This is a genomic window from Streptomyces sp. NPDC054956, from assembly GCF_053609185.1.
The window spans coordinates 1-26770 of sequence record NZ_JBSGXB010000076.1; the positions used below are offsets into that span (position 1 = coordinate 1).

29 protein-coding genes and 1 pseudogene are annotated in these 26770 nt (G+C 71.9%); 15 read left to right on the forward strand and 15 right to left on the reverse strand.

Features of this window, described 5'->3' with window-relative positions:
- From ACWGDE_RS15105 to ACWGDE_RS15175, 15 genes and pseudogenes are all read right to left on the reverse strand, one after another.
- Positions 1-285 (reverse strand): annotated as a pseudogene (locus ACWGDE_RS15105) (relaxase/mobilization nuclease); the annotation flags it as partial.
- A gap of 75 nt (positions 286-360) precedes the next feature.
- Positions 361-777 carry a hypothetical protein gene (locus tag ACWGDE_RS15110; RefSeq protein ID WP_453389433.1) on the reverse strand — a complete coding sequence of 139 codons (417 nt, stop codon included), beginning with the start codon at positions 775-777 and terminating at the stop codon, positions 361-363.
- A 106-nt stretch (positions 778-883) separates the two neighbouring features.
- Positions 884-1381, reverse strand: coding sequence for a hypothetical protein (locus ACWGDE_RS15115; RefSeq protein WP_453389434.1), 498 nt, complete (start codon positions 1379-1381; stop codon positions 884-886).
- A gap of 154 nt (positions 1382-1535) precedes the next feature.
- Complete coding sequence (locus ACWGDE_RS15120; protein WP_453389435.1) at positions 1536-2252, reverse strand: hypothetical protein; 717 nt, start codon at positions 2250-2252, stop codon at positions 1536-1538.
- 650 nt (positions 2253-2902) lie between these two features.
- On the reverse strand, positions 2903-4222 hold the full coding sequence (locus tag ACWGDE_RS15125; protein WP_453389436.1) for a hypothetical protein: 1320 nt from the start codon (positions 4220-4222) through the stop codon (positions 2903-2905).
- Between the two features lie 2 nt (positions 4223-4224).
- Entirely contained in the window at positions 4225-4989 is a 765-nt protein-coding gene (locus ACWGDE_RS15130) for a glycosyltransferase family 2 protein (protein WP_453389437.1), read from the reverse strand.
- 11 nt (positions 4990-5000) lie between these two features.
- Positions 5001-5390, reverse strand: coding sequence for a hypothetical protein (locus tag ACWGDE_RS15135; RefSeq protein ID WP_453389438.1), 390 nt, complete (start codon positions 5388-5390; stop codon positions 5001-5003).
- A gap of 212 nt (positions 5391-5602) precedes the next feature.
- A complete protein-coding gene (locus ACWGDE_RS15140) occupies positions 5603-6382 on the reverse strand; it encodes a hypothetical protein (RefSeq protein ID WP_453389439.1) in 780 nt (259 codons plus the stop codon).
- Positions 6383-6413: 31 nt separating this feature from the next.
- Positions 6414-7907, reverse strand: coding sequence for an ATP-binding protein (locus ACWGDE_RS15145; protein WP_453389440.1), 1494 nt, complete (start codon positions 7905-7907; stop codon positions 6414-6416).
- 25 nt (positions 7908-7932) lie between these two features.
- A complete protein-coding gene (locus ACWGDE_RS15150) occupies positions 7933-8355 on the reverse strand; it encodes a DUF6238 family protein (protein WP_453389441.1) in 423 nt (140 codons plus the stop codon).
- Positions 8356-8409: 54 nt separating this feature from the next.
- Positions 8410-9867 (reverse strand): SCO6880 family protein, encoded by a 1458-nt coding sequence (locus tag ACWGDE_RS15155; RefSeq protein ID WP_453389442.1) that lies wholly within the window; start codon positions 9865-9867, stop codon positions 8410-8412.
- A 74-nt stretch (positions 9868-9941) separates the two neighbouring features.
- A complete protein-coding gene (locus tag ACWGDE_RS15160; protein WP_453389443.1) occupies positions 9942-11258 on the reverse strand; it encodes an SCO6881 family protein in 1317 nt (438 codons plus the stop codon).
- Positions 11259-11291: 33 nt separating this feature from the next.
- Positions 11292-11972: a hypothetical protein gene (locus tag ACWGDE_RS15165; RefSeq protein WP_453389444.1), complete on the reverse strand. Its 681-nt coding sequence runs from the start codon at positions 11970-11972 to the stop codon at positions 11292-11294.
- A complete protein-coding gene (locus ACWGDE_RS15170; RefSeq protein WP_033221681.1) occupies positions 11969-12271 on the reverse strand; it encodes a hypothetical protein in 303 nt (100 codons plus the stop codon). Before ACWGDE_RS15170 ends, ACWGDE_RS15165 begins: the two co-directional genes overlap by 4 nt.
- Positions 12272-12441: 170 nt before the next feature.
- Entirely contained in the window at positions 12442-13554 is a 1113-nt protein-coding gene (locus ACWGDE_RS15175) for a C40 family peptidase (RefSeq protein ID WP_453389445.1), read from the reverse strand.
- An 837-nt stretch (positions 13555-14391) separates the two neighbouring features.
- On the opposite strand from ACWGDE_RS15175, the gene ACWGDE_RS15180 reads away from it, so the two are divergent.
- The 15 genes from ACWGDE_RS15180 (at position 14392) to ACWGDE_RS15250 (ending at position 26549) form a co-directional block, all read left to right on the forward strand.
- Positions 14392-15147 (forward strand): DNA-methyltransferase, encoded by a 756-nt coding sequence (locus tag ACWGDE_RS15180; RefSeq protein WP_453389446.1) that lies wholly within the window; start codon positions 14392-14394, stop codon positions 15145-15147.
- A gap of 168 nt (positions 15148-15315) precedes the next feature.
- Positions 15316-15945, forward strand: coding sequence for a DUF4913 domain-containing protein (locus ACWGDE_RS15185; protein ID WP_453389456.1), 630 nt, complete (start codon positions 15316-15318; stop codon positions 15943-15945).
- Entirely contained in the window at positions 15942-16445 is a 504-nt protein-coding gene (locus ACWGDE_RS15190; RefSeq protein WP_453389447.1) for a hypothetical protein, read from the forward strand. The genes ACWGDE_RS15185 and ACWGDE_RS15190 overlap by 4 nt, the downstream gene beginning before the upstream one ends.
- Positions 16442-17080, forward strand: coding sequence for a DUF3631 domain-containing protein (locus ACWGDE_RS15195; protein ID WP_453389448.1), 639 nt, complete (start codon positions 16442-16444; stop codon positions 17078-17080). Before ACWGDE_RS15190 ends, ACWGDE_RS15195 begins: the two co-directional genes overlap by 4 nt.
- Positions 17077-17751 carry a hypothetical protein gene (locus ACWGDE_RS15200; protein ID WP_453389449.1) on the forward strand — a complete coding sequence of 225 codons (675 nt, stop codon included), beginning with the start codon at positions 17077-17079 and terminating at the stop codon, positions 17749-17751. The genes ACWGDE_RS15195 and ACWGDE_RS15200 overlap by 4 nt, the downstream gene beginning before the upstream one ends.
- A 1043-nt stretch (positions 17752-18794) precedes the next feature.
- Complete coding sequence (locus tag ACWGDE_RS15205) at positions 18795-18983, forward strand: SH3 domain-containing protein (RefSeq protein WP_453389450.1); 189 nt, start codon at positions 18795-18797, stop codon at positions 18981-18983.
- A gap of 40 nt (positions 18984-19023) precedes the next feature.
- Complete coding sequence (locus tag ACWGDE_RS15210; protein ID WP_453370234.1) at positions 19024-19467, forward strand: hypothetical protein; 444 nt, start codon at positions 19024-19026, stop codon at positions 19465-19467.
- Complete coding sequence (locus ACWGDE_RS15215; protein WP_327416369.1) at positions 19464-19907, forward strand: hypothetical protein; 444 nt, start codon at positions 19464-19466, stop codon at positions 19905-19907. Before ACWGDE_RS15210 ends, ACWGDE_RS15215 begins: the two co-directional genes overlap by 4 nt.
- A complete protein-coding gene (locus tag ACWGDE_RS15220) occupies positions 19908-20330 on the forward strand; it encodes a hypothetical protein (RefSeq protein WP_453389451.1) in 423 nt (140 codons plus the stop codon).
- A gap of 53 nt (positions 20331-20383) precedes the next feature.
- A complete protein-coding gene (locus ACWGDE_RS15225) occupies positions 20384-21241 on the forward strand; it encodes a winged helix-turn-helix transcriptional regulator (RefSeq protein WP_328967545.1) in 858 nt (285 codons plus the stop codon).
- A 93-nt stretch (positions 21242-21334) separates the two neighbouring features.
- The gene (locus ACWGDE_RS15230) at positions 21335-22600 is read left to right on the forward strand and encodes an MFS transporter (RefSeq protein WP_453389452.1); all 1266 of its coding nucleotides are present in this window, start codon (positions 21335-21337) and stop codon (positions 22598-22600) included.
- A gap of 82 nt (positions 22601-22682) precedes the next feature.
- Positions 22683-23948, forward strand: a complete 1266-nt coding sequence (locus ACWGDE_RS15235) for an MFS transporter (protein WP_453389453.1) — start codon at positions 22683-22685, stop codon at positions 23946-23948.
- Positions 23949-23986: 38 nt separating this feature from the next.
- Entirely contained in the window at positions 23987-25183 is a 1197-nt protein-coding gene (locus ACWGDE_RS15240; protein WP_453389454.1) for a hypothetical protein, read from the forward strand.
- 120 nt (positions 25184-25303) lie between these two features.
- The gene (locus ACWGDE_RS15245; RefSeq protein ID WP_453389455.1) at positions 25304-26056 is read left to right on the forward strand and encodes a DUF317 domain-containing protein; all 753 of its coding nucleotides are present in this window, start codon (positions 25304-25306) and stop codon (positions 26054-26056) included.
- 19 nt (positions 26057-26075) lie between these two features.
- Complete coding sequence (locus ACWGDE_RS15250) at positions 26076-26549, forward strand: hypothetical protein (RefSeq protein ID WP_266578778.1); 474 nt, start codon at positions 26076-26078, stop codon at positions 26547-26549.
- The last annotated feature ends 221 nt before the right edge of the window (positions 26550-26770 follow it).

Genomic DNA, 26770 nt, shown 5'->3' on the forward strand with positions numbered 1-26770 from the left:
GTCCAGCGGGTGCAGGTGTGCGGTGATGTGGAGGATCGCACGCCGGTCGCCGTCGGGCCCGGAGACGAGTGGGTGCTCCAGCGCCGGGTCGGCGAGATGGTCGGCCCACGTCGCCGACTCCCATATCTGGTCGTCGTCGGTGTAGTGGTCCAGCCGGTTCCAGTGGGCCACCACTGTGCCGCCGGGCTCGGTGGTCAGGCCCTCCTGCATGCTGATCTCGCGGCCGAGCGCCTCTGCGAGGGCTTCGTCGGCGGTCACGTCGCGGGAGTGGACTTCAATGATCATGGTCTCGCTCGGGGTCGGGCTTTTCGAAGGGCGGCTGCGGGCCGGCGGCTTCGCGCCGTGGCAGGATGGCGGTGATCACCGGCCGGGGCGGGCGTCGGCGATGTGGAGGAGCTGATTGGCGGCGGTCAGGGAGTACCAGCTGCAGTCCACGGCCTCCTCGGCGTCCCCGAGGCGCTTGACCAGGTATTCCCGCAACGCCTTCTGATGGATCAGGCACTCCGGGCACCGCTTGGACAGGTGCACCAGGTAGCGAGGGTGGGCCGTGACATAGGACCGGTCGCCGCCATTGGGATCGAGCAGCCTCCATCCGTCCTCGTCGGTCGGGGTGTGCCAGGAAGGGGCCACGATCTTCATCGCGTCGCCCCACAGCTCTCCGCCGGCGGCGCCCTTGAGGACCACGACGTGCTCGCCTGGGCGGAAGTGCTGGTGGGTGATGTCCCGCTCCGGGGTGAGCGGGTCGGGCGGGAGGTACACGGGGCGGGTCTCGGGCACGGAGGTCCTTCCACGAAGACGCTGGGCGGCGGTGGAAGACAAAGGGTCCGGAGAATCCCCGGTTTCCGAAACCGGGGATCGGCGGCTATATTGCGCGCCGCCCGGCCTACCGGAACGGGTTCTCCGTGGGCCGGTCGCGGTCGTCGGCGGCCTCCAGCAGCTCGGGCAGATCGGTCCCCTCAGCCTCGCGCTGGTCGACCCACCACCCGGCTCTCGTCAGCAGCCGGACCTGCTCCTCCAACTGGGCCCAGTCGGCTTCGTCCCAGGTCCCTTCGGTGACCAGCGCGGTGTAGGCGCGGGTCACCAGCTGGTGGCGGGTGCGCTCGCCCCAGCCCAGGATCTTTTCGGGTCCCTCCAGGGGCGGCATGTCGAACTGGGTTGCCCAGTCCACAGCGGCGGTCTGTTCTTCGGCGCGCTTGGCGGCCAGCCACTCGGCCGTGCTGGCGGCATCCGCCTTGTGATCGGCCCGCCAGCAGTCGGTGCACTGCCGGGCGGCGAGCCAGCGGGCGTAACCAGCGCGCTGGTCCGCCGAACGGCTCGACAGGTCATGGGTGTTGGTGTGTCCACAGCTGTGGACGACCTCAAAGGATGTGGGGATGGCCACGGAGAACTCCTTGCAACAGAAGGGGTGGAGGGCTGGACCGGTCGCGTGAGCCGGTCGCACAGCGGTATGGCGAGGCGCCCAGGAAGCCGGGGGCACTCGGCGCCCGCGACGGCCAGCGGGTCGGACTCACGCCCGGAGGGCGGGGGCAGCCTGGTCAGCGGGAGCGTGCTGCGCTCAGTACGGGCGCCGGTCCCGGCACGCGGCGGGTGGCCGGTGGCGGTGCGAGCCGGGGCCGGTCGGGGTTCCGGGCGAGATCGATTAGCTGGTCCCCCTCGGTGAGCCAGAGCGACATCGCGACCGTCCCGTCCTGCCCGTCAGACTCCAGAGTTGCCTCGAAGGAGTCGAGGAACGCCGTCTCGTGTGGAGACAGCTGCAGAGCCTGGGGCCGGCGCACGTGAGCGATGAGACGAGGGACCTGGTTGAGGAACCTGGCGAGCGCCCTGGCCAGAGCGGGATCGAATGGTTCAAGGATCTCGCCGGGTTCATAGGATTCCTGGGCCCAGCGCAGGTCTTCTTCGGCCTCGGCGAGCTGACCGCGCAGGAGTGCGGCGGCGTAGTCCGGCAGCAACCGGTCCCGTACGGCAGCGGCAATCGCTTCGATGGTGGGCGCGGTGACGCAGGCGGCCCCCTCGGAGGCGACCGTGTCGAGTTCGTCCGGGCCGGGGAGCATGGCGCCGACCACGTAGTGGGCGTGCCACGAGTCGTGGACGAGGACGAGCCAGGCGCCGTCGCCGTCGTGCCGCAGATGGGCGGAGACCGACGGATGGCTGGTCTCCAGGGCCTTGTGAAGCGCTCCCCCCGAAGGGCCAGAGGCCCATACCGACTCCAGCAGGCCCTGCTGTGCGTGGCGTTCCGGATGCGCGGTCACCATCACCGTCCACCGCCCGGGCAGGGCGTGGGCGATGCGGTCAGCGACATCGCCGAGGAAGGGCCGCTCGCTGAGGATGACGGCGACGTCGAGGACTTGCGCGCTCTGACGCAGCTGGTGCAGTGCCTCGCGGGCCTGGCTGGGATCGTCCAGGGGCAGTTGGTGGATTCCGTACTGGTCCGCGGTGAATCCGGCGAGGGTCAGGCAGGTCTCGGCCCACTGGTGACGCGCTCCGGATGCGTGGCCGGTCAGGGTGCCGGCAGTTGTGCGGTGGAGGGTGATGGTGGCGGTCGGCGGCAGGGCAGGTGTCCTTGGATCGGGGTAGGGGTTGTGTCGGTGCGGTGTGGCTGTCAGGCCGGAGAGGGCCCGTCGTGGTCACCGGGTTCGTCTGGCAGCCGAGGAGTGGGCGCCGAGGGCGGGTACGGGCACGGAAGCAACCTGAGGGGTGATCACGTGGTGCTGCGGAGGTCGGGCGGCGGCGGCCCGGGCGATGCGAGCCAGCCGTTCGGCCGCGGAGTTCGCTCGGACCGGGGCGTTCGGCGGGGCGGTTTCGGCTGGATCGAGGGAGAGGTCCGCATGCACGGTGAACCCATGTCGGCGGAGGTCATGGACGGTCTGCCGGGCGCGGCGCCGCAGGTCGTGATCGGGCTGGGTCAGCCGGAACAGATCCGCTCGGCCCGGTACAGGTTCGAACTGCTCGCGCTCCAGGTACCAGGCCGCGAGGTGGGAAGTGATGGCTGTGGTGGGACGGGCGACCACACCGTGCTCGGCGTGCAGCCCGAAATGGAAGTGCGGTTGCATGGGGGCGTCCAGATGGGTCGGGGGAGGTCATCGACTGCGGGGCGCTCGTCCGGGGACGGAGGGCGCGGCCTTGGCTGCAGCGGGAAGTGCAGGCCGGACCGTGGTCGCAGGGCCACCGGGTCGGGTGGTGCGGGCCTGCCGCAGCAGGGCCGGCGCGTCGGTGCGCCATCGGCGGAGGGTCTCGGCCGTGCCGGGCGGCAGGGCGGCAGGGCGGCAGGCGAGGACGGTGCCGCCGGCCACGAGGGTTCCGCCGCGTCCGGGTGAAGGAGCTGGTGGAGGCGGTCCAGGGAGGCGGAGTCCTCGGAGCCCGACACGGGGCGCACAAGGGAGAGGAGTTCAGCGGCGTGGGGGCGCACGCGGCGCCACTCCACGGAGCTCTCTTCGAGGTACTGCTGCTCGGTGTGTCCGAGCGCGGCCGGGTCCAGGCGCGTGCCGTCGCTGTAGAGGCTGGACTGCTGGATTGAAGTCCACTCCACATGGAGTTTCTCGAGCCTGCCGTGCGCCGCTTCGACGGCAACCAGCAGCCGTTCGTGGACTGCCTGCTCGTACGCGGGCAGGAATGTGCCGGTGACCAGGCCGACGGCGTGGGCCGCTTCGGAGGGCAACACGACTGAGCGGGGGGCGTGCGGGTCGGCGTAGTTGTCGTCGAAGGAGGCGCTCGCGAAGGCGCCGAGCAGGTACTCGTGGGCGCTGCCGAGCCGTTCGACCAGGAGGAGTTCGATGCCTGCGCCGTTTGTAAGTTGGGCGGCGTACGGGATGCGGCCGTGTTCCACCGAGTCGATGAGTTCGCCCGCGTCCCACAGGAGCGGGACGAGGTCTTCCTGCCACACCGGGTGGGCGTAGACCTCGACCTTCACCGTCCACGTCCCGGGCAGGCCGTCGGCCAGCGCGGTGGCGTAGTCGCCGAGGTACGGGCGGGCGCCGCCGAAGAGGTGGACGCGGTGGCGGCGCGCGTTCTCCGCGAGTGCAAGCAGGTTGGGTTTCGCGGTGTCTACCTCGTGCAGGGCGTACGTGCCGTCGGGGCGCCGCTCGAATCCGGGCGTGAGCTGAAGAGCCGTGTTGGCCCACCGGTACTGCTCGCCCACGGGGACGGCGACCAGGCCGTCGGCCGGGCTGAGGGCGAGGATGATCTGTGCCAGGCCCCTGGGGCGGGGCGTCGTGCGGTCGTCCATGCTCACGCCCGGCTGGCGAGCGCGTTGCGCAGGCCGTGCCCGAACGCGTGGGCATGGCGGCGGGCGGCCAGCTCCAGCTCCTCGTACTGCTCGCCGCGGGTCATCTGCCCGTCGTGTTTGCGGTACCGGTAGACGGGCAGCGGGAGCAGCACGCCGGGGGCCAGCGCGGTGACGCCGACGGCAGCCATGTAGTCCTCGCCCTGGACGAGGCCGCCCATGCCGCCCGCCGCGCGGACCAGGCGGGTGCGGGCCAGGATGGTCGTCGGCCCGACGGGGATGGTGTCCTGCGGCCGGGGCCAGTACGTGACCACGTCGCCGGCGGCGTGGTAGCCGGGCGGGGCCGGGCATTCCCAAAGGCGCCGGGAGCCGTCCGGCAGCCAGTCCTCGCTGTATCCGGCGACCCACCCGAGCTCGTCGGTGAAGGTCTCCAGGCGTACGCCCAGGCTCCAGTCGGGGAGCACGTCATCGTCGTCGGCCCAGTTCACGAACTCGGTGCGCACCTCGGTCAGGCCGAGGTTGCGGGCGCAGGCGGCGCCGACCGGGCGGGGCAGGACGAGGGTCCGGATCCGGGGGTCGGCGGTGATCGGGGCAGGCACGAGGGCGGGGTCGGCGCCGTCGATTACGAGGACTGCCTCCCAGGGCACGGTCTGCCGGGTGAGGCTGGCGTGCATTTCCTGCAGGTAGGGCAGGCGCTCGGGGCGGAGCTGGGTGGCGATGACGACGGTGATCTGCGCGGCGGACAGAGAGTCCTCCGGAGTGCGGTCCATGGATGGGGCGTTCAGCGGGTGATCCGCGGTCGGGCGGGTGCGGGTGCAGGGGCGACCGGCTTGGTGATCTTCAGTGGGGTGGCGGGAGCCTGGATGGGCGCGGGCCGGTTCGAGTCCCACAGCGAGGGGGTGTCGGAGATCCGGGAGAGGGGGTCGGTGTCCCAGGGCACGATGGGGCCGATGTCGTACCAGGTCAGGGCGATGACCTCGATGCCGTGGTCGTGCAGGACGTAGCCCCATTCCAGGCCCATGGCATCAGCGTTGGCGTCGGTGACCGGGATCGGCTTCGCGGGGGTGCCGTCAACGTTGAAGAGGTTGTCGAAGGGTGCGCTCGGGCCGCGGTCGCCGTGGGGGTCGAGCCGCTCCCGGACGTTGTCGGGGGCCCTGTCCAGGAGGTCCATGCCGAGGTTCTTCCAGTCGTGGGGGCCATCGATGAGGTGCCGGCGCAGGGCGTCGAGGTCACCGCCGAAGCGGTAGCGGGCGGCGCCGAGCAGGAGAGGGAGCTGGTTGTCGGGGTAGCCGTCGTAATGGCAGTAGATGCCCTCGTAGCCGGTACCGGTGGGGCGGGCGATGAAACTGCGGGTGCTGATGGCGGTTTCCTTCGTGCAGGTGGTCAGCGGGCGCGGGCGGCCGGGGCTGCGGGCAGCGCGGGTACCGGCCGGGCCACGACCGGCGGGCTGGGTCGCGTGGCGGTGGGCGTGGCGTGACGCAGGTTCACACCGATCCCGGCTGCGGCGAGCCGCAGTGCGACGGCCTGGATGCGTACGGCGCGGTCGGCCTCGCCGTAGGAGGCGGGGAGGAGGAACGCGGCCTGGTGGGGCACGTACTGGAATCCGTGGACGTACAGCACTTCCCTGGCTTCCTCCAGGACGTCCTCGTACGGCGCCCCCACCACCCCGTCCTCGTACCAGGTCAGGGTGAGGGTTCGGTCGACCTGCGGCGGGGCCTTGCGGCGCGGGGGTTCGGGCCGGTCGACGAGGCTGCGGCCTACCGCGTCGTGGGCGGCTTCATATCGGGGGAGTAGCCGCCGGGCGATGCGGGCTGCGGCCCGGACGGGATCGTTGGGGACCGCGATCCCGTTGGGTTCCTCGATGCCCACGAAGTGGTGCGGTTCGACGTCGGGGCCAAGCGGAGCAACGACGAACTGGCCTGGCCGCAGAGGCCGGTCGGTGACGTAGAGGTGCTGGCTGTCCGGGCCGTGGAGTACGGCCTCGTGGCCCAGGACGTACTGGCTGACGATGTACTCGACGTGGCCGCGGTCCCAGAGACGGTCGATGGTGGCGCACTGGTCTTCGTAGGTGAGGTGCTGCCGGTAGTTGCTCGTCCACTGCCCGGGGAGACGGGCGGCGAGCGCGGAGGCGAACAGGGACAGGTCGGCGCGTGCTGAGGGCATGGGTTCCCGGGTTGGTTGAACGATTCTGTGGTCAATGCATGCGTGCGTCTGTGTCGAAAAGCTGCAGTTCAGCGGGGTGCAGCTGGTGCTGGACCACGAAGCTTCGGCCTGCGACCTTCCACAGGCCGCGGCCCCTGGTGAGGTGGGAGAGCGCTCCGGATTCGACGTTGGTCAGACCGAGGAGTCCGGCGGCGGCTGCGAGCTGGTCGGTCTCTTGGCGGTAGATCACGCGGGTGGAGCAGTCGGCCAGCAGGCCCTCGGCCAGGGCCCGGCTCTGGCTGCCGGCGTCGCCCGCGGTGAGCAGGTCGGACAGCCGGTGGATCACCATCAAGTTCGCGATGCCCAGGCCGCGGCTCAGCTTCCATTGGGCCTGCATGCGCATCAGGAGTGCCGGATGCCTCATCAATCTCCACGCCTCGTCGTAGACCACCCATCTCCGGCCGCCGTATGGGTCGGTGAGGGCCCCCTCCATCCAGGCGGAGGCGCAGGTCATGGCGAGCACGAGGGCGGCGTCGTCGGTGCCGCCCAGGCGTGAGAGGTCGATGGACAGCATGGGCCGATACGGGTCGAAGGCCGTGGTGGAGGGAGCGTCGAACATCCCGGCCAGGTCACCGAAGACCAGTCGGCGCATGGCGTGGGCGAGGTCGCGGGCTGCGTCTCCGAGGCGCCCGGCCAGCAGACCGCCGGCCAGGTCGAGACCCGGCCCGTCGGCGAGGGCGTGGGCGACGTCGCCGAGCAGCGGGGGCCTGCCGGACGCGGCAGCCCGGGCGACGGCGGTGCCGAGCGCGACGTCCAGGACGGTGTGCTCCATCGGCAGCAGGTCGCGGCCGAGGACCGTACGCGCCAGGGATCCGAGCAGCAGCAGGCGGCGCTTGCGTACCTCCCCCTCCCACTCCGCCTCCGGTACCGAGGGAGGCCGGGGCGGCGCGTCCAGCGGGTTCAGCCTGCCGGGGAGCCCGGGCCCGAGGGCGATGGACGCACCGCCCAGGGCGTGGGCGACGGCCGTCCATTCCCCCTTCGGGTCGCACGGCACGTACACCCGGTACCCGAAGGCGACGCTGCGCAGCGCCAGGCTCTTGGCGAGCGCGGACTTCCCCTGCCCGATCACACCGGCCAGCAGCACGTTGGGATTGGTGAAGCCCTCGACCTTTCCGTACAGCTCGAAGGGGTCGAACGTGAAACTGCCTTCCGCGTGGAGGTCTTTGCCGATGTAGATGCCGTCGGCGCCGAGTCCGCCTTCGGCGAGGAAGGGGTAGGCGGCGCTCGCGACGGCGGTGGTCATGCGGTGGGCGGGGAGCTTGAGGCGGCTGCCGCGGGCGGAGAAGGGGCCCGGCCGCCCTGCGGGTGGGTAGGCCGCCTCGGGGTAGATGGCCTCGGCGGGCTGCTGCTCGGAGCTGGGGCCGGCGGCGGCGCGGGCGCGGGCCTCGGCGCGGGCGGTCTGCTTGCGCAGGGCACGGCGCTGGGCCCGGCCGATGCCTTGTGGCGTGAACAGGGGGGTCGCGCTGGCTTCGCGGCGGTGGGACAAGAGGACGCTTCCGGGGTGGTGGCGGTCAGGACGCGAGGTCGGCGGGGGTGGTCTTGCGCCGCACTACGTGGGAGGCGGCGAGGTGCCGCTGGCAGATGGTCAGCACGGGCGGGCCGTCCGGTAGCCGCTCTGGGTGGCAGCCGGTGCCGTCAGGCGCGGCGGGGATCAGGTGGAAGGCGGCGTGGACGGCGTCGGCTGCCTGCCACAGGCGGGTGTGGGCCGTGGCCAGGTGACGTCCCGAGGCGGGCCGTTCGGGCCGAGTGCGCTCGGCGAGCTGGTCCAGGAGGCGGTGCAGGTCGGTGAGGTGAGCGTGGAGGGTGTCGAGGTGGTGCCGGTCGACTGGCTGACTGGCACGGGTGGCGAGGAGGCGGGTGTGGTGGCGAAGGCCGGCGGTGGCCGCCCGGAGGTACGGGTGGGCGTCGCCGACGGGGTGTTCGTCAGGGGACAAGGGGCTCCTCGTGGAGGGGGACGCCGGGGGCGGCGGGCGGACGGGCGGATGGGGCTAGAGGGTGTTGCGGGCGAGGGGGAGGGCGCAGGCGGTGAAGGCGTCGGTCTGCTGGAAGAGCAGGCGCCGCAGGTCGACCTGGGCACTGGCAGCGGCGGTCTCCAGCTGGGCGCAGGCGGCGTCCAGGGCCTGGTCGGTGTCCGCGGAGACGGTGAGCAGTCCGGTCAGGGCGACGTCGGCGTGTCCGGAGATCAGTTGCTTCTCGCGGGTCTTGACGTCGGCGTACTCGACGTTGTCGGCTTCGGACTCGACCTGGCCGCGGCGCCGTCGCTCGGAGGCGTCCGAGATGATCGCGGACTTGCGCCGCTGGACGTCCCGCAGGGCGGACTCGATGCCCTGCGGCGCGTATATAAGGGAGAAGCTGCGGCGGACGCCGGTGCTGAACATGATGCTGTGCAGGAAGCCCGAACTCGTCTCGGTCCTCGGCCAGTTCTCGATCCAGTACGTCGCGTGCCGGGCGCTGTCGGTGATGACCCGGTCGTTCTCCTCGACCTGGGCGACAGGGCCGGCGGCGGCCGGGTCGGCTTCGGCGCGGCCGGTGGAGGACCACTGCTGCAGCCGGGCGGTGGCGGCGGGGTCGTACGCGGTGCGCAGCACGGCGGCTATCTCGCGGGAGCCGAGCCAGCCGGTGACGGTGAGCCCGGCGCCGCGGGCGGCCTGGGCGACGGACGCTGTGGTCTGTGCCATGACGGTGAACGCGCCGTGGAGTCCTCCGCCCGCCTGGCCGATCAGGCGCTTGGCGGCCTTGAGGTCCAAGGCGATGGCCAGGTATGCCTCGTGGGGTGCGGCGGCAGGGCCGGCCGAGTCGACGAGTGCGGAGTAGATGTGTCCGGCGACGGGGGCCTGAGGGTTGCCGTGCTCGGTCCAGTGCCGGGCGAGGCTGTCGCCGGAGTCGGGCACGGTGCGTTCCAGGACCTGGACGGTGGCGACGTGCCCGGTGCGGGCGATGCCGGCGAGCGCCCTGCCCCAGGCGCTCACGTTGGCGTTCTGGGTGGCCGGATCGAGAAGTGCGAAGGCGCGGGAGCTGACCCGGGCGACGGCCGTCAGGGTCTGGCGGTGGGGGTCGTGGATCGCGGAGGCTCCGGAGGCGGCGGTGGTCACGCGCAGGGAGGCGGTGGTGCCGGGCAGGTGGAGCAGTCCCTCGACCTGGGGGCGGGAGACGGGCCGGGCCCTCCACATGGTCTGTCCGGTACGGCGGCGGTGGGCGTAGCGGGCCACCAGCGGCGCCCAGTCGATCAGGGACCGGCCTTCCCGGCGCACCCCGACCAGGACGGCGGTGGTGATCCAGACGGGGGCCAGTGCGACGGCGCCCACCAGGCCGGCGGTCATCACGGTGACCAGCAGCAATGCCAGGGTCGAGGAGACGAGGACGAGCTGTGGGAGGGAGAGGCCCAGCAGGATCCCGCGCCGTGACCGGGTGGGGAATTTGACGGTGAGGGGGAGGACTTCGGACAAGGACGGTTCCCGGGGCGGGTCGGCCCGGGGCAGGGCGTGTGGTGGCCCTGCCCCGGGGTGGGCTGGCGGAGGGGCTACAGGCCGGTCGGCGATCCGGTCTGGGAGGTGCTGTCACCGGTGGCCGGAGCGCCGTGGGCCGGAGGCATCGGATCGGCGGGCGCACTGGTGCTCCACCCGCTCTGCTGAGGTCCGGGGCCACTCCAGCTCGGCGGACCGTCTGCCTGGCCGGTGTCCTGGCCGCTTCCGGTCCGGGCCTGCGGGGGCGCGGACTGCTCCATCAGGTCGTGGAAGCCCCCGCCGGAGCTGCCGCCGGAGTCGCCCTTGCCCATGTCCATGCCGCCGGTCGGGTTGGAGGCGATGTCGCCGGGGAAGCCCCCGCCGCTGCCCGCAGCCTCGGCACCACCACCGGCAGCGCCGGCTCCGGCCGCCGCACCGCCGGTGGCCGCAGCAGCAGCCTTGCGCGCCGCGTTCTCGGCGTGCTGACGGGCAACCGTCGCGCCGGCGCCGCCGGCGCGGTGGAGGGACTCGCCGTCGGTTCCCTCAGCGGCCCAGTGCACGAACTTGAACGTCATGTACGGGCACAACAGGATCATGAGCATGATCACCATGCCTGCGGCGACGTCCGCGAGGGCGGCGACGCCGTCCTTGGCTTCGGTCTTGCCCATGGCCGCGATGCCGAGGACGAAGATGATCGTCATCAGCAGCTTGGAGACGACGAGGGTGGCGGTGGCCTCGATCCAGCCGCGGCGCCACCGTCGGGCGACTTCCCAGCCGCCGCCGGCTCCGGCGAAAATGGCCAAAGTGACGAGGATCAGGATGCCGACCTTGCGGACCATCATCACGCCCCAGAACAGGAACGCTCCGATCGCGCTGCCGAGGGCTGCGACGACTGCGACGAGCCAGCCCATTCCGGCGATGGCGCTGATCTGCTGGACCTTGACGATCCTGCGCACGGCGGAGGAGATGTCCGTCCCGGAAGCCGCGAACAGCCCGTTGGACAGGGCGTCGACGACTTCGAAGGCGACGGTGGTGAAGGCGATGGCGCAGAAGGCGAACAAGACGCCGGAGGCCGTTCCGGTCACCGCTTGGGCGAGGGCTTGGCCGTCGCGTTTGATCGCGGCTCTCACCAGCTGCGCACAGAACGTCGCGACGAGCATCAGCAGGCCAATCGGCAGAATCGTCTCGTAGTTGTCGCGGAACCATCCCGCGCCGAGGTCGATGTTGGTGGTGCGGTCGATGGCCTTGGACGCGAGGTCCGCCGCGGCGGCGGCGACGTCACCGGCGCTTTCCGCCATCCACTTCCCGATCGCGCCGACGGGATCGGAGGCGAAGTCGATCACATCGCCGGCCTTGCAGAGGTAGCCGGCGACAGGCAGGTCACAAAAGCCCACGTCGGGCGTCCTTTCGGGAGGTATAGGCGGTGGCTACGGGGCGACGCGCGGGGCTATGGCGACCAGGCGGCAGTCCTTGCCGGGTCGGCACTGGACGGCGAGGGTGATCTGCCGGTCTTCGGCACCACCTCCGCCTCCGTTCCAGGCGAGCTGGGTCTTGCCGCGCACCGTGACGGCGTAGATGTACGCCTCGGTGATGGCTTGCGGGTTGTCGGCCAGGGCCTGCTTGAACGCGGACGGAAAGTGCGCCTCCGACGTGGTGGCGCTGGCGTGCTGGCCGTTGTCCTTCAGCCGTGACCACAGCACCGGGTCGGGGATCTGGGCCTGGACGGAGTCCCAGTCCGCGTATGTGGACTCGCCGGTCAGCCAGCTGTGTATGCCGGCGAGCTGGGCGTCGCGGGTGGTGGTGCGGGCATCGAAGGTCCACAGCATCACCGCGCTCGCCCGGGCGAACGCGAGCGGATCGGAGATCGGCGGCGGCCCGGCGACCGTGGACCCTCCTGCGGGCGCTGTCGGTACGGGAGCGGAGGGGGCCTTCGGCGCACCGGTCGGGCTGGTTTGCTTGCCCGATGCCTCGGGGCTCTGGTGGCTCCCGGTCCACCAGGCGACGGCGCCGGCGAGGACCAGCAGCGCGGCCAGTACACCGGCGAAAAGCAGGACGCGCCGGGGTGGCTGCCAGCCCAGGCCGAGCACGTCGAGGGAACGTTTCCTCATCGGACCTGCTGGCCGAGCGCGCTGAAGAACGCCACGATGCCGTTGGCCGCGCCCAGACCGAGGGCCGAGGCCGCGGCTACGACCGCGCCCTTCTTGCCGTTGGCTTCGGCCTGGTGGCCGCCGGAGTGGTGGCCCCAGGCCCAGACGCCGAGGCTGACGGCCAGGGCGCCGACCACGGCCACGATCCCGAACAGGTTGATCGAGTTCACGACGGTGCGCAGGACGTCGAGGCCGGGCAGGCCGCCGCCCTTGGGTGAGACGCCCGGATCGTAGGCAAGCAGGGTGATGCGTTCGGACAGGGGTGGGGTGAGATTGGCGGGGGAGATGGTGGTGCGCTCCTTGCATGCGCAGGACACGACGGGCCCTGCCGGGAACAGGAAGAAAAAGGGGGGAGGGGGAAGGGGCGCTCTGCGGCGCGAAGGTGGTCCGGTCCGCCCGGTGCCTCAAGGGCTGGCCGGGCGGACCGGTGTCACGGGAGACGGCGTGCGCTGTGGGCGGCGTAGTCGGCGAGGGTGCTGAAGCGGACCGGCTTTGTGGTGCGCGGGGCCTCGATGACGTAGCCGTGGCCGGCGTAGATGCCGACGTGCTCGGGGACCGCCGGGGTGCCGCGGCTGAACACCAGGTCGCCGGGGCGAAGTTGGTTCAGCGGGACGGCGTGGCCTTCTGCGATCTGGGTGTACGTGGTCCGGGTCAGGGTGATCCCGGCCTTCTTGTACGCCTGCTGGGTCAGCGAGCTGCAGTCGCAACGGCCCATCGGGTCCGGACCGTGCGGATCCAGGCACGAGCCGCCCCACTGGTAGAGGGTGCCGAGCTGGTTCATGGCCCAGGTGATGGCCGTCTTGGCGCGGGGGTCGGCGTCGGCGGGGATCGAGTACCCCTTGGGGACTGCCCCTTCGGGGATCGGTCCGGAGCCGCTGCCGTCTTCGCCAGGGGTGCACGGGTCTGTCGCAGGGAGGCGCGGGGTCTGGCCGTCGGCGGGCGGCGCTGAGCCCTTCAGCGTCGGGGCGATGGCCTGCTGCAGAGCGCGGGCGAGAGGCTCCCACTGGGCGTAGGCGTTGGGGAATCCGCTCAGCTGGACGGCCTGCGCGGCCTGGGTGACCGTCATCTGCTGCCAGCCGGGGACCTTCAGCAGGCCCTGGTAGAACTTCGTGCTGGCGTAGACGGGGTCGCGGACCTGGGCGGGGGTACCCCATCCCTGGCTGGGCCGCTGCTGGAAAAGGCCCAGCGAGTCGCGGTCGCCGTAGCCGAGGTTGCGCAGCCGGGATTCCTGGATCGCGGTGGCCAGGGCCACGATCTGGCCGCGTTCGGGCACTTCGAGCGTGATGCCGGTGGCGACGATGGTCCGGGCGTGGGGAATCTGCTCGGCGGGCAGGTCCAGGCCCTCGACGTGGACGTTCTGAGCGCCTGACCCGCCGAGGACGGCGGCGACCTGGCGCCGTACGGCGTCGGTGTCGACCGAGTCGGTGACGCAGGAGGTGCCCGGGCTCGAGGAGTGGCTCGCGGCTGCGGCGAGGACGGCGGTGCCAGCCAGCAGCGCGGGGGAGAGGCAGAGCACGCCGATCGCGGCGGCGATGCCTTTCACTCCCGGGCGGCCTCCGGCCGGTGAGCTGCGGGGATGTCACGTGGCGATGGAGAGGAAGGGGTCACGGGGAGGTCCTCGGGGTGGGCCCCGGCCGCACGGTGTGAAAGGGGAAGGGCCGTGCGGCCGGAGCGGTGGAGGTGGGCGAAGAGCCCCGGCTCGGGTGCGTGTTGCCTCACACACCCGGTGGGACGGGGGAGGTTACGGGCGGAACATGAGTGTGCCTCCTGGGACGTTCAAGGAGTGGCCCGCAGTGGCGGGCTGGTGAAGAGCGGGACGGCGGGGCGTCTTACGGGCGGAACATCAGCGAACTCCTGGAGGGGTGCCGGGGCGGGAAACCCGGGATCGAACTGGGGTGTCAGGTGGGCGTTGCCTCGCCCACCAGGGCGGAAGGGGATTACGGGCGGAACATGAGCGGCACCTCCTCGGCCGGCGCAGTTGCGGGAAACACGGGCGAGGTCAGCAGGGGCGGTACATGGGCGGCCTCCCTGTCAGGGTCTGAGGCGGGCGGGCAGGGAACGGCGAGGCGGCAGCGATGGCTGCGTGCGGGGTCACGGACGGAACACAGGGGCCTCCTGCGGGAGAGGGGAAACGGGGAAGGGTCGCCATCAGCGGTGTCCGCCGGGCAGTGACAAGACAGTAAGCCCGAATCCCCGGTCACCGAAATCACGGGCGGAATCCGCTTGATTTTCGGGGTTCTTGGTCGGCGATGCGTCTCAACCGGGAATCGTCACTTACAGTTTGGGACCTCCCCGCGCCGCCTGCCCGCATGTCTTGCGATGGCCGCCGCACGGTCTGGAGCCTTCCCGTCTGCATCCCTCACCGAATTGGGGTTCCCCTTTGTCGTTTTCCCTTCACCAGGGCGACGCGCTCAGCGTGCTCGCGACTCTGCCCGACGGCTGCGCCGATTCCGTCATCACCGACCCGCCGTACAACAGCGGCGGCCGAACCGCCAAGGAGCGCACGAGCCGCTCTGCCCGCCAGAAGTACGTCTCCGCGGACGCCCAGCACGCGCTGCCGGACTTTGTCGGCGAGAACATGGACCAGCGCTCGTACACGCTCTGGCTGACCCAGACCATGACCGAGGCCCACCGGGCCACCAAGGTCGGGGGCACGGCGCTGCTGTTCACCGACTGGCGGCAGCTGCCGGCGACCACGGACGCGCTCCAGGCCGCCGGATGGCTGTGGCTGGGCGTCCTGACCTGGCACAAGCCGCAGGCCAGGCCGCAGAAGGGTAAGTTCCGGCAGGACTGCGAGTTCATCGTCTGGGGCGCGAAGGGCAAGATCGACGCCGCCGCGAACCCGGTCTACCTGCCCGGCTTGTACAGCGCCTCGCAGCCCTCGGGCAAGGCTCGCCGGCACATCACGCAGAAGCCGGTCGAGGTGATGCGGGAGCTGGTGAAGATCGCCCCTCTCGGCGGCACCGTGCTCGACTTCTGCGCCGGATCGGGCAGCACCGGGGTCGCCGCGCTGCTGGAGGGACGCGACTTCATCGGCATCGAGAAGACGAAGGAGTACGCGGCTGTTGCCTCCGAGCGCCTCACCGATACCGCCCATCAGGTGCATTCCCAGGACGATTTCGCCCTGACCTCCTGACCGAGCTGCACCACAGCCCGATCTCGTGGCAGGCGGAATATAGCGGCAGATCCCCGGTTTCCGAAACCGGGGATTCTCCGGACCATCAGGGCCATCGAATTCACGGCCCTGGCTGCAAGGAGAACCCCTTTCGTGTCCGAATCTGCCGAGCCCCGCCATGGCGGGGAAATGGAGCCGGTCCGTCTGCCGGACGCTGACCTCGAATCGATCGAGGCGTCCGTCCGCAAGCTGCTCGACCAGTCGGCCGAGCAGGCCCGCATGATCGACACACTGGCCTCCGCGCCGCCTGCGGACCCGATGGCCGCGAGCATGCCCTTCGCCGGGTTCCCCGGCATGCCGTCGTTCACCGCCCCCGCCCCGCCGCCGGACCCCAAGCCGATCTTGGAGCTGGAAGGCGAGGAGTACGAGGACGAAATCGCTGCGCTGACGGACTGGGTGGACGACCACCTCATGGACGTCTACGGCGCCGAGATCACCACCGCGGCGCCATGGTGCGAGCAGTGGCAGGAGCACCTCGACGTCGTCGCGTGGCTGCACGCGCTGTGGATGGCCTACCAGCAGCACAAGGACCCCGAGGCCGGCCCCAGTGGCATGTTCGTGTGGCACCGGGACTTCCTCACCCACTGCATGGCCTACGTCCGTGCCCCCGGCGGCCCCCTGAGCGCCTGCCAGACCGACCCGGACCGTGTCGAGCATCGCCTGCTGCGCGGTCCGGGCCCCTCCGCGATGTCCGCCGCCCGCGAGTCGGAGGCCCAGACGACCGGCGGCACCCTGGCCCCGGACGGGGCCGCGTTGTGACGCACCCACCGCAGCCTCCGCCAGCGTTCGGCCTCTCCTTTCACCCCGATGCCCTCAACGACCTGCTCGCCGCTCCGGGCGACATGCGCGACCTCGGGCTCGCCCTCATCCAGGACGTCGTGCGCGCCCAGGTGAGAGGGCCCGAACTCACCGCCGAGCTGACCGGCTACCGCAAGCTCTACCTCGGCTCCCGGGTGCAGTACCGCATCGTCTACGACTACCGCCCGGCCCCGCCCGGCTCCAGCCACCGCACCAACGTCCACATCGTCGCCGTACGCCCCCGCGCCAAGCACGACATCTACGACACCGTCCGGGCCCGCGTCGGCCGCCCCCGCCCCGCAGCCGGGCCCCGCGCGTACGCGGCTCGCTCCCTCTCGCCACAAGTCCGGCCGCGCCCTGCCTTCACGCCGGCGCCTCCAGCCGCGGCGTTCCCGGTCCCCGGACTCCCCGCACCCGCCCGCATCGCCACCACGAATTCCCTGAAGGGTCCTTCGCGATGACCAACCTCACCGCCCAGTCCTCCTCCCTGCTCCAGGCTCTGATGACGGCCCTCCTCGAGCCTCGGCCGGCTCCGCACCCGCGCCACCAGGCCCTGCTGGATGCTCGCGAGCGTCAGCTGGAGGTGGAGGCGGAACTGAGCGCCTGGGCCAGCCGACCGCAGCCCACCACCGAAGCCGCCCAGGACAAGGAACTCGATGACCTGAGTAATCTGCTTGTCGAGCACGCCAAGGCGGGCCGGCAGGTCTCGCACCTCCTGGGCGCCGACAGCTGCTGCCCGCCGTGCGCCGACTCCGAGCAGCCGCCGACCGTCCTGAGCCGCCCCGCCGAGAACGCGGTCTCCGCCTTCGCGGCCCCGTGCATCCTGGCCGCCTGCCTGGACGTCTTCGCCTTCCGCGGCAGTCCGGACGCGCTGTCCTCCGCCGACCTCGTCGCGGAGCTGCGCACCCTGCCTGGCATCGCCGAGGGACGCTGGCCGTACGCGGAACTCACCCAGACCCGCCTGGCCACCCTGCTGCGCCCGTACGAAGTGGCCAGCCGCGACATCACCCACAGCGACGGTCTGCGCCGCAAGTCCTACCGCCGTTCGGCCCTCCTGGCCGCCATCCCGGCCGACTGCGACTGCCGCCCGTCGTGACCGCCCGCGAATCCCCGGCAACCGCCCTGGACGCCGCCATTGAGCAAGTCGTCGGCGACCTGACCGTCCTGCATCACGACCATCTCCGCGGGCTGCTCATGGCGGAGCGGGCCGCGCTCGCTGCCGTACACCGGGAACTGATGAATGCCGAGGGCGCGGTCGCCTACCACCGCAACGTACTGAAGCGCCTGTCCTCCGGCAGCTACCCCGTGGATACCCCGCTCCTGGACCGCCTGCGCCGGACTGTGCACGACCTGGCCCAGGCCACGGCCGCCCGCGACCGGCTGCAGGAGGGTGTCGCTGCCGCCTTGGAGGCGGTCAAGGCCGCCGCCCCGGCCCTCGTCCCCGCTGACGACGAGCTGACGGCGCACGACTTCGCGGCGCTCCTCTCGCTCGCCGGCGGCGGCACGATGCGCGAACACCTCCTCACCCACCGGGTCTCGGTCCGAACAGTCCAGGGCCGTCTCATCGACCTTCCGGCATTCCAGCGCCTGGAATCCCACGGACTCGTCACCCGGGACACGTCCCGGGCGCTAACCGTCGGCCAGCCGGTCGCCTTGACCGACACCGGCCGGACCGCGCTGCTCGGCACCCGCCGTCCACCGGCCATGGCCACGCCTTTGCCTGCCCGCCCGGCCGGGGCCTGGCCGGCACAAGCCCGACAGCACTGACCCAAGGTGCGCCGGGGTTCGTCCCCCTTCCGCCCCTGAAGAAAGAAGCCCGCCACACGTGCCTCTTCACCAACCCGACTACGAACTGGACGGCTTCGAGCCCGCCGATGACGGCCATCAGCAGCACTACGAAGATCTCGACATCTCTTCCTTCAAGGTGCTCGGCGAGTACCGCACGTACACCGACGCCTACTTCGTCCTCCTCGACGAGGGAGCCACGTACGGCATTCCGGGAAGCCCGCAGCTCCGAGCCGTTCACGTTTCCCGTGACCTGCGCGCCCGCACCTTCGAGGTCGACTCCAAGGAACTCCCGCTGTACGCGATGGCCCAGTCGTACCTGATAGCCCGAGGCTGTCCCTCCGACGCGCTCGACGCACCGGAGGGTGTGCACGGCCCCGCAGACGACCGCACCAGGGCCCTGGAGGCGCGCGTCCGCGGAGATGGTGACCACTTCGCCCTGCTGGCCAGCTACACCGACGACATGCGCGACCCCGTACAGACGGTCGTGATGCTGCGCTCCCTTGACCCCCAGGCGGCTCCGGAATTCCGGATCCTGCTGGAGCAGTTCGACTGGGACTCCAACAGTCACACCCTGCGGGAAGGCGGGTTCGAGACGTACGCCGCCGCGGTCGATTGGTGGAGGCATGGTCGGACGAGGAGGCCCCGGCGCTACCGCCGCCGGCTCCGACCGCACGCCGCAGCCCGGCCCAGACCGCCCCGGCGACACCCGTGCCGCCGGTCTCCCGTCGGCCTCAAGGACGCTGAACACGGCTTTCGCCGACCCCGTTTCGGCGGACCGGCGGCGCGCAATATAGCCGCCGATCCCCGGTTTCGGAAACCGGGGATTCTCCGGACCCTTTGCAACACCACCGCCCCACTGAGGGCGGTCACTTCCTGTTGTCCTGCCTGGTCTGGAGCCATCCGCTGTGTGTCACACACCCGCGTCCATCACCGCCACCGTCCTGAGCGGCACCCCATCCCGTTCCGCCGCCACCGCGGTAGTCAGCCCCGTCACGCCCCTTACGGCTCGGCGGGCCGAGCCGGTGCTCGCCGTCGCTGTCCATGCCCGTGCCGACGGTGACTCCACGGCTGTCGGTGTGCTGCGGCGCGGAGAGCCGTTCACGGCTTCGGTCACCGACGGCGCCTGGCTGCACGTCACCACCGCCTCGGGCATCACCGGCTGGGTTGACGACGGTGACCTCCGTCGCGACGGCAGCCTTCGCCCGAACTGACCCGCCCGTACGTTCCCCTTCCTTCCAGGAGCCCCCTTTCGTGTCCGACATCCCCGACGTCTTCGACGGCGACGTGCTCGGCTTGTTCGCCGAGCGGATCGAGGCCCAGTTCAGCCTGGGTCTGCCCGAACTGGCCCAGGCCGTCCAGGCCGCTCCGCACGCCTACCCCAGTGCCACCCAGGTGGTCCGCTGGTACGCGCTGCTCACCGAGGCGCAGCAGGGAGTGGAGAAGGCCGAGGACGCTCTGGTCTCCGCGCTGGAGACGGCGCCGGGGGACGTGCTGGACGACCCGGTGATGGAGTTGGCCCACCGTGTGAACTACGCGGTTGCCGCCCGTGACGGTCGGGCGCAGGTCCTCCGGTTCCTCTTGGAGTCCCCCGTCGAGCAGGCCCGCATCCAGCGGCGCTTCGGACCCCGGGTGACAACGACCCTGCCCACTGCCGTCCCGGCACAGCCCGCGCGGATCAGGGGCGGTGCCCGATGAGCGACGCTCGCAAGCCCAGTACCCAAGACGCCCGCCTGGAGCAGGTGTTCGGCGGGCCCTTGGACCAGCTGCACCAGCGCGCGGTCCGCCCCGGCAGCTCGCCCGCCCTGGTCCGGGCCCTGGAACTGCGCGCCTTCCTCGCCTTGGCCGAGGCCCAGGTCGTACGCGTCCGCGACCGTGTCCACGCAGCCATGGCCCCCGACGCCGAGCTGGACTCGCTGTCCTCGGACACGCTCCGGTTCGACGCCGAGTGGCTGGAGGCCGCACTGGCCGGCCGCACCGGCTACCGCATCGCGCTGGAGAAGCTACTCTCCGCGATGCCGCCGCCAGCCGCCCGTCCGCCGGCCGCCCCCCTCCAGGTCCGGTCCGCCGTCGTGGGCAGCGGCCTACGGCCCGCGCCCACCGGCGTCGAGGACGTGGCGGCGGCCCGGGGACGCTGAGTGCCCGATCCGTACGCTGCCTCCCGGGCGGCGGGCGAGCAGATCGAAGCGCTCTACGGCCGCCCGGTCACCAGCCTCGCCGCAGACGCCGTGCCCGGCAGCATGCGCTACGCCCTGCTCAACAGCTTCGACGCCCTGCAGTACGCCGACCGCGCCGTCGCCTTCCACACCGAGCAGCTCCACCGGCTGACTCACCCCGACCGCACGATCGAATCCGTGGATGTCGGCCACATCTCCGACGCCACCCGCCGCCTGGCACACGCAGTCACCGTCCGCGACTCCCACGCCCAGGTTCTCGGCGACGTTCTGAACAGCCTGGCTCGTGTCCCCGACGCCGAGTCCCCGGCGCCCGCCTCCCAGGCCACGGCCGTCACACCGGCCATGCCGCCGGTCGCGTCTGACGGGCCTGCCCGCTCGCGCTGACCCCCTCCTTTCTCCTTCTTCTCGTTCACCCCGCGCCGTCTGGAGTTACCGCCTTGGCTGCTGCCCGCCTGCCTTCCAACGACCTGCCCCGCGTTGCCGAAGCGCTGGAGATGATCACGCCGCGCTGGAGCGTGTGGGTGCTGATGACGCTGGCCTCCCAGCCCGGCCCGCTGCGCTACACCAAGCTCAAGGAGCACCTGCCGTGGCTCGGCGACGGTCAGCTCCACCCGCGGCTGCGGGCGCTCTCGGATGCTGGGCTGGTCGAGCGCACCGCCCAGACCCGACTGCACGTCACCTATGGCCTGACTGCCCGCGGACGGGAGTTGATGCCGTCGCTGACCGCCCTGGCGGGCTGGGGCGACGGACAGCTGGAGAAGAACCTCGTCCTCAACCGAGTCACCGGGAAGACGGAGCCGGAGCGGATATCGGCTGCGCAGAACGCCGAGGACACCCTCGCCGTGATCGGTCACCGCCACGCCACCGTGCTGCTGTGGACCCTCAAGGCCCGCGGGACCTCGACCATGGCCGCACTCTCGGCCGAGGCGATGCCCGACCACAGCCCCAGCGCGATCTACCCGCCGATCCGTCGGCTCATCGACGACGGCCTGGTCGCCGTCACCCGCGATGACGCCGCCTTGCTGCAGCTGACCGCCCCGGGCCAGGCCCTCGCCCCGATCTACCTGGCTCTTTCGACCTGGGCCACCGCCCGCCCGCTTCCCGAGGCCCAGGCACACCCCGTCTGGGGCGCACCCCGTATCCCGGCCGCCACCCGTTCCGGGCAGTGGGCCGCCCACCAGGCCCGCAAGACCAGCCCGGCCGTGGCCGTAGCCCAGCCGCCGGCCCCCGCCCCGGCCACCGGGTGGCGGCCCGTGGATCTGTTCTCCGCACCGACCAGCGGACCGAGCCGGTGACGCCCAACCGACCACTGCCATGTTCCGGCCGCCTGCCGCCGGTATCCCCTCGCTCCCGGCGCCCTGGCGCTGAGCCCTGACGGAAAGCCCCCGTTGACCGCTCGCTCGACCGCCACCGCCCCGCCGGCCACGTACGGATCCGTCCTCAGCAGCCGCTACGTTGCCCGCCTGCTTGGTGGCACCCTGATCGGGCGCCTGCCCAACGGCATGGTCCCCGTCTCCCTGGTCTTGTGGATCACTGCGGGCGGCGGGACCCTAGCGTTCGGCGGACTCCTCGCCGCGCTCTACGGCCTGGCCTCGGGCCTCTCCCAGCCAGTCAAGGGCCGGCTGATGGACAGGTACGGGCAGACCCGGATCTCCATCCCGGCCGCCGTGCTCAACTCCTCCTGCTTGCTGGCGCTCCCGTGGGTCGGTGCCGACGGACAACAGGTGGTGGTGACCACAGTCGTGGGGTTCGCCGGGCTGATCACCCCGCCCCTGGAAGCCGGACTGCGGGCCTTGTGGCCGACGGTCCTGCCGGATCCGAGGCGGCGGCGCGTCGTGCAGGCCCTCGATACCGGCTCGCAGGGACTCCTCTACGTCGTGGGCCCACTGCTCGCCTCGTGGCTGGCGACCACGCACGGCCCCGATACCGCTCTGCTGGCGACCGCGACACTCGGCCTGACGGGCTCGGCGATCGTCCTGACCGCCGGTCCATCGAGGACATGGCGGCCGACCACAGAGGGCGGCGCGGGTACCGGACGGCTGATGAGCAGCGGGCTGGTCATGCTGTTCGCCGGCCTGGCGGGGACCGGGTTCACGCTCGGCGCGATGAACGTCTGGGCCGCAGACATGGCCGCCGTACAGGAGCAGCCGATGCTGTCCGGGCTCCTTCCCGCCATGTTCTCCACCGGCAGTTTCCTGGGCGGCCTGGTCTACGCCCGCAGGACCTGGCCCGGCACCACGACCACGCAACTTCTCTGCACCAGCGTCCTGTTCCTCCTCGGCTGGCTTCCCCTGCTGGCCGACCCGGGCCCCCGAGCGGCCGTCGGCCTCGTGGGGATACCGGGCCTCTTCCTCACCTTGATCATCACCAATGGCTTCCACACAGTGGACGCCCTCGCCCCGGCCTCCCGCACGACCGAGGCGTACGCCTGGCTGATCCTCTCGGTCGGCACCGGGCAGGCCGCCGGCACCGCGCTCGCCGGAGCCCTCTCCACCAGCCCGCAGATCCTCGCTGCGCTGCCCGCCGCGGGCGCCGCAACTGCGCTGACCGTCCTGACCGCCGCCCGCCCCAAACTCGGCCCCGGCCGACGCCTGGGCCGCCACCGCCGCCCACGCCACAGCCACCCGCGTCACTCGGACTCGACGCCCCGCTAGCCGCTGTTGCCGCCCGCTCGGACTGTCGTCACCGTCCAGCCGGTCTGCTCCCCGAACGTATCCGCCCCACCCCGGAAAGACGATGCCCCCCAAGCACGCTGCCGTCCTGCGGCCACCCACCGGCCGACATGTCCGCACTCCCGACTTCGGACCCGTACGCGGCGTCTACGTCCCGCGCACCGCCGATGCCGGCGCCTTCGCGATGAGCACGTACGGCATCCCGCTGCTCGTCCTGGCCGTCACAGACTCGGCCACCCTGACCGGCCTGGCCTTCATGCTCGAATGGGTTCCCCGCCTCGGCGCGTTCGCCCTCGCGGGTGCCGCCGTGGACCGGTTCGGCAGCACACGGATCCTTCGCATCGCCTCGGTCCTGCGCGCGGCGGTCGTCCTCGCCGCAGCCGCCGTCCTGCCCTCCGTGGGCGAGGGAACGAGCGCCGTGATCACCGTCATGACACTGGCCGCCACGACAGGCGTCCTCACCGAGTTCTCCTACATCGCGGCCGAGACCGCGGGCGGCGCCGCGAGCCGGGACGCCGGAGGCCATGCCCACCGCGTCCAGGCCGTCCTGCTGGGCATCGACCAGGGCGCCACCCTGGCCGGCCCGGCCCTGGCCGGCGTGCTGCTCCAGTACAGCGGCGCCACCGGCATGCTCCTGATCATCGCCGCCTGCTCCCTGCTCGGCGCGGCCCTGGCCCCCCGTCAGCGGCCCGTCTGGCCCCAAGAGGCCCCGGTCCCCGTCGCCCAGGGCCTCAAGATCGGATGGCGGACCCTGCGGTCGCTCCCCGCCCTGGGGTGGTTGTGCGTCGGGCTGGTGCTGTCCAACTGCGCGATCGGCCTCGTGCAGGCCGCCGGCCCCGTCCTGGTCATCAAGCAACTCGGTGGCACGAGCAGCCAGGTCGGCCTCGTCTGGTCTGCCGCCGCCATCGCCTCCCTGGCCATGGTCACCCTCGCCCGCTTCGCGATCGACCGCGCCGGCCTGTGGCCGGTCGGAGCTGCCGCAGCCGCCCTCGCCTCCCTGGCCTGCCTGGCTCTGGCAGCCGCCGACACCTACACCGTCTTCCTGGTCCTGGTGGCGCTGCTGATGGCCGGCGAAGCGGGCATGACCGTGGTGCTGCGCACCCTGCGCGCCCACCTCGTCCCGGCCGAGGTGTTCGGCAGCACCCTCTCGCTGATCATCCTGCTGCTCCTCGCGCCGTTCCCCCTCGCCGGAGCCCTGGTCGCGCTCACACCACCGGACCTGCTCGGCCACGCCATCACCGCCTGCGCCGTCCTGCAGGCCGTCGGCCTGGCCGTGGCCTTCGCGAAACTCCGCACCCATCCGGCCACCCGCCGCCCGCTCCCCGCCTGATCTCTCCCACCCCGCCTGCCATCCCGAACAGGACCACCATGCCCGAGCCCACCGACTCCACCCAGCCGCAGCACCTTCGCCTCCGCCTGCGCGAAGTGGCCGCCCTCGACGACGAGGCGTTCGCCCACTACCTGCAGGAGCGCTTCGAGCACCTGGTGACGGCCGTGATAGCCGATGCCAGCGGCCACCTCCGCCCCGCCCAACACGACCTGCTCCACGCTTCCACTCGCCTGCACGAACTGCGTGACGCCCTCACCTTCGCCGAGGGCGACCTCCAGGTCGCCGTCGAGCGGATGACCTACCACCAGGACCCGCGCACCACCCGCACCGCCCGCCAGCTGAGGCAGGTCCGTACCGCCCGCCACCAAGTCCACCGGGAAACCGCCGCGCTGCGCCGGTCCGAAGACCGCACGCGCGAATCCGAGGAGACTCCTTCGACGGACACGGTCACCACGACCCGGGGCTGGCTCTCGCAGGCGTATCCCGTCCTCTTCGCCCAGGCTCACGCCGCCGCAGGGCTGCCCGTGCGCCCGCTGGCCAAGGACATCTTCGACACCGTCGAGGAAGGCTGGGCCGATGGCTACCTCCCCGCGCCCCGCACAGCGGAGGTCGACCGCCTGCTGTCCATGGGAGCCGTGGCCTTCCGCAGCGCTGTCGCCGATGACGCCCGCAACCAGAACGACCGCGATCCGGCACTGCGCCACCCGCTGCTGCAGCGGCGCTGGAACACGGCACTGGAGGAACTGACCAGCCTGACCGTGCCGGTGGCCCGCGCCTCCAGCTCCTCGGCCCTGGGCTCCCTGCCCAACGGGTTCGCCGACATCCCCGAACCCGACGCCTTCAAGGTCCTCAACGCGCGCCGGTTCCTGGTCGCGGCCTGGCAGCGCCGAGCCGAACACAACCGCCTGATCCACCAGTACGCGATCACGGTGACCGACCGGCGCCGCGCCGCCCCCGACCACGATCTACGGCGCCAGGCCATCGACGCGGCCCTCGACCGCCTCGTCGCCGCGCAGCCTGCCGCCGCCGCCCGCATCCTGGCCCGCCTTCGCCCGTACGCCACCGCGGACGGAAGGCTCGAGCCGGACACCTTCACCCCGGCCTTGCGCGCCCGTGCCAAGCGCGAGGTCCTCGCCGACCTCGCCGCCATCCGGAGGCTGGACACCGTGTTGCCCTCCGCGCTCCCTCCCCGGCCGGCCCTCGCCGCCCCGGCTGCCCTGACCGCCACGCTCTGACCGCACCCCCTTCGTTCGTGGAGACGCCTTTGCCTTCATCCGCCCCCCAGGCCGCCGCCACCGTGGACGGCGACGTCTACGTCACCCCCCGCTACCTCGCCGGATCGCCCGGCTACGGCGATGCCGGCTTCGCCCCCCGTCAAGCATTGGCCCCACTATCACTTCGACGAGGGCCCGCACCAGCTCGTCGTAACCAGCCCGGACCACCGCATCCGGATTGGCTGGGCCGGAGACGACTACGACCTGTGGACGATCAGCGCCGCGCCCGACGCGGTCTCCGGACCGCAGTGGACCGCGATCGTCAACCAGAACACCCCGCCCGAGCTCGTCGCCGCCCTCACCACCGCCCTCGCCCGGGACTGGGCCGACGGCCAGGACCGCTTCCTCGCGGCCCCGTCGGCGTACTGGGCCGACAGCCTGGCACCGCTGGTCGCCGCCGGCTGGCAGCGCACGGGCGCCGAGGTCGGCACCGTGGAGCTGACCGCCCCCGACAGCAACGCGGGCGTCTACATCAACCGCTCCCGCCGCGACCTGCTGGACGGGACGGAACTGTGGGCCGGCCCTCCCGGCTGGGGCACCCGCGCGGAGATCACGTTCAGCCCCCGTACGCCCTCCCACCTCATCGCGGCCACCGCGGAGGCGTTCACCGACACAACTCCCGTGGCCCGCTGGCAGCAGGGCCTCGACCGTCAGCTCGCCGCCCTCGCGCAGCTCACGCCCGTCGTACCGCCCCGTCCTCCGGTGCCGACTCCCCGCGATCTCCGCCCCCGCATTGGCGTCCGCCCGCCCGTCGCGGTCGGCAGCGTGCCGCGCTGGAGCACCGCCACCACCCCCTCCGCTGCCCTTCCCGCCCGCGGCGCTGTACGCCGCTGACCGACAACGAGGACCCCCCTTGGCCCTGTTCACCGAACAGTTCTTCGCCGACCACCTCACGCTGCCCTACCCCGAGGCCGCCGTCGTCGGCCATGCCTACTACGCCGCCCCCGCCCCAGACCTCCCGCTGCGGCTCCGCATCGACTTCGCCCCCACGATCTACGCCGACCGCTACGACGGGCTGCGACTGCAGATCGTGCACCTCGACAAAGGACCGATCGACACCGCCGTGCTGCGCTTCGCCGACCACGGCGCCTTCGACACCCGAGACCGGCGCCTCGGACACAAGCCCGGCCAGGGCGAGTACGGCACCTTCAACGACTGGAACCACAGCGAGCACCCCCCTTGGGTCGGCATCGGCGTTACCCGGCTGCGGGCCGCGATCGACCAGTACGTACGCCTGTGGATCCCCGGCGCTCCACCGGTACGGACCAGCCAGCCCCCCGCCGCCGCGGCCCGGCAAGTTCGGACCTCTGCCGCCCGGGCGCGGTGACCACCCTCCTGCCGTAAAGCCCCGCCCCTCGGCCGTCATTGGCCCATCGCGCCTACTGACTCACCGCCGCCCGCACCCGACTTCCCCTCTCCACCGACAGGACCCTCTCCTCCTTATGCGCCTTCGCCCCCCCCCCCCCCCCCCCCAGGCCGAAGGCGGCGCCCCCCACCCCGGCGGGCCCCATCAGCCCCCGACCGGCCAAGCCCCCCCCGGAAGCGCCC

Excerpts from the sequence above, each read along its gene's own strand:
- ACWGDE_RS15235 (WP_453389453.1), top strand. The coding sequence starts at position 22,683 with ATGCCCCCCAAGCACGCTGCCGTCCTGCGGCCACCCACCGGCCGACAT.
- ACWGDE_RS15245 (WP_453389455.1), top strand. The coding sequence starts at position 25,304 with ATGCCGGCTTCGCCCCCCGTCAAGCATTGGCCCCACTATCACTTCGAC.
- ACWGDE_RS15130 (WP_453389437.1), bottom strand. The coding sequence starts at position 4,989 with ATGGACCGCACTCCGGAGGACTCTCTGTCCGCCGCGCAGATCACCGTC.
- ACWGDE_RS15215 (WP_327416369.1), top strand. The coding sequence starts at position 19,464 with ATGAGCGACGCTCGCAAGCCCAGTACCCAAGACGCCCGCCTGGAGCAG.
- ACWGDE_RS15185 (WP_453389456.1), top strand. The coding sequence starts at position 15,316 with ATGGAGCCGGTCCGTCTGCCGGACGCTGACCTCGAATCGATCGAGGCG.
- ACWGDE_RS15195 (WP_453389448.1), top strand. The coding sequence starts at position 16,442 with ATGACCAACCTCACCGCCCAGTCCTCCTCCCTGCTCCAGGCTCTGATG.
- ACWGDE_RS15140 (WP_453389439.1), bottom strand. The coding sequence starts at position 6,382 with ATGCCCTCAGCACGCGCCGACCTGTCCCTGTTCGCCTCCGCGCTCGCC.
- ACWGDE_RS15120 (WP_453389435.1), bottom strand. The coding sequence starts at position 2,252 with ATGGTGACCGCGCATCCGGAACGCCACGCACAGCAGGGCCTGCTGGAG.
- ACWGDE_RS15240 (WP_453389454.1), top strand. The coding sequence starts at position 23,987 with ATGCCCGAGCCCACCGACTCCACCCAGCCGCAGCACCTTCGCCTCCGC.
- ACWGDE_RS15125 (WP_453389436.1), bottom strand. The coding sequence starts at position 4,222 with ATGGACGACCGCACGACGCCCCGCCCCAGGGGCCTGGCACAGATCATC.
- ACWGDE_RS15135 (WP_453389438.1), bottom strand. The coding sequence starts at position 5,390 with ATGGACCTCCTGGACAGGGCCCCCGACAACGTCCGGGAGCGGCTCGAC.
- ACWGDE_RS15165 (WP_453389444.1), bottom strand. The coding sequence starts at position 11,972 with ATGAGGAAACGTTCCCTCGACGTGCTCGGCCTGGGCTGGCAGCCACCC.